The sequence below is a fragment of the Streptomyces boncukensis genome (assembly GCF_011045075.1).
GTDB classification, from domain to species: domain Bacteria; phylum Actinomycetota; class Actinomycetes; order Streptomycetales; family Streptomycetaceae; genus Streptomyces; species Streptomyces boncukensis.
In genome coordinates, this window is sequence record NZ_JAAKZZ010000859.1 from 1 (window position 1) to 1,907 (window position 1,907).

The 1,907-nt window shown below is 70.6% G+C and carries 1 protein-coding gene and 1 pseudogene; both read right to left on the reverse strand.

Going from position 1 to position 1,907, the window contains the following annotated elements:
* Positions 1-374: 374 nt before the first annotated feature.
* On the reverse strand, positions 375-1,238 hold the full coding sequence (locus G5C65_RS36425; protein WP_165303328.1) for an SCO6745 family protein: 864 nt from the start codon (positions 1,236-1,238) through the stop codon (positions 375-377).
* 49 nt (positions 1,239-1,287) lie between these two features.
* A pseudogene (locus tag G5C65_RS36430) lies at positions 1,288-1,789 on the reverse strand (GntR family transcriptional regulator); the annotation flags it as partial.
* Between the last annotated feature and the right edge of the window lie 118 nt (positions 1,790-1,907).

Below are 1,907 nucleotides of genomic sequence, written 5' to 3' on the forward strand. Positions count from 1 at the left end.
ATGCCCGCGCCGGTGAGGTACCGCTCGACCGCCGCGGTGTACGACGAGGGCGGGGCGGACAGGGGCAGCACCCGGGCGCGCGGCAGCCGGAGCGCGTCCCCGCCCCCGAGGTCGGTCACTTGTTCGATCGTCACGCCGCCCCACCCCCTGACACTGCCGCAGTAAATGCGTACACCTCGCCCCGGCGGCCGGAATGGCCCGCCGCAGGTCGCGCTGATCACGGTGGGGCTCCGTCGCAGTAAATCCGGTGTTTACTGCGACGGCGAGCCACCGGCTGTCACAACAACCTTGGAACTGAACGTCACGTAGCGCTGTACGCCACCTGGCCGTACCCACTGAGAGGGCGCCGGGTTTCCGGCCCCGGCCCTCAGCCCTCAGCCCTTGCCGAAGTGCACCGCGGGGAAGGCGCCCGCCGCCCTGAGGGTTTTGGAGAAGCCGCCGGCCAGTTCGGCGAGGCGTGCGGTGGCGGCCGGGCCGAGGTGGTCGTACGGGGCGGCATCGAGGCGGTCGGTGAGCACCTCGGTCTCGCCGCGCAGGGCCGTGCCCTCCTGCGTGAGGTCGCCTGCCTCGTCCAGCAGGCCGCGCTCGCGCAACTGGTCCCGGGCGGTGTCCCATTGCTGTGCGGACCACCCGCGGGTCCGCATGAACAGTGCCGAGGTCGGTGCCGTGCCGGTGGCGTTGTGCAGGACCAGCGCCTCGATGCCGGACAAGCCGGCGATCGCCAGGGCGGCGAGGTGACCGTCACCCCGGTGTTCGCGCAGCAGTGTCGCGGCGTGCCACAGGGCCAGGTGCGGTTCCTCGGGTACGGGGAGATCGGCGTTGGCGGCGTAGAGCGGCCGTGCCTCCCGGCGGCAGGCTTCGGTGGCGTGCAGCGCCAGTTCGGCCGCCTCGGTCATTTCTGTGGATGTGAGGGCTTCCTTGCCGAGGAGCCGCTGCAGTGTCCGGTCCGCGCCGCGCAGCCGTGCCGTGAGCACCTTCTGCGGTGTGGTGGCGGTCCATGCGGCGGGGATGTACCGCTGAACATGCTCATGGTTGAAGTTGTAGAACGTCGCTGTGACGGTGCCCGCGTCGACGGCCCCGAGCGGTGCCGCACGGCTCGCGAGGTAGACCATGGCTCCGCGCTCCAGTCCGAGTGCTGCGAGTTCGTCCTCCGGCTCCGGCGCGAAGTACACGGATGCGTGCAGAGGGCTGACGGCGTTGTGGCAGTGGCGGCCCGTGCTCGCTTCGAAGGTGGTCATGCTGTGGCTCCGGTTTCGGTGATTCGTTCGCGGGTTCGTGGTGGGGGCAGTCGGTCAGTCCGGCGGCGGTCCGGGTGAGGTGCCGGGTCAGGACCTGGGCTGCGGTGTCGGCGTCGCGGGCGAGGGACGCCTCCCCCAGGCGGCGGTGTTCCAGAGCGCCGTCCCGGTGGGGGTTGCGGTGCGCCGACCAGCGGTGGGCCAGTTCGCTCGCGGTCCACATCCGGTCGAAGGTCTCCAGCAGGACGAGGTTGCCGCACCCCTCCAGCAGGGTGCGGTGGAAGAGGCGGTGGGCTTCGGCCCATGTGCTGCTGTAGTGCTCGCCCTCCTCCGCGGTTGGGCAGCCGGTCGGCGAGGCCCTCGCCGACCACCCGCACGAGCGCCTCGCGCACGACGGCCAGGCTCACGCCCTGCTCCTTGGCGAGGTCCTGGGGTTTGAGGGCATCACCGGGGGCGCGGTCCCCGCGCATGATCGCGTCCCGCAGGTGTGTGCAGACCTGCTCGGAGAGCATCTGCTTCCCCGCCAAGGGTGAGGTGTGGGGCGTCCGGGCCATGGCTACACGATAGACGATTAGAAGGATAATCGATTACCACTGTTATGGTCGATCGGGCAGTACTCCGGCCTCTCCGGCGTCCCGGCGGGAAGGACGTCTCCCGCAACTTTCTTGGAGG

What these genes read in the sequence shown, in the direction of transcription:
- G5C65_RS36425 (WP_165303328.1), bottom strand. Translation starts at nt 1,238, where the DNA reads ATGACCACCTTCGAAGCGAGCACGGGCCGCCACTGCCACAACGCCGTC.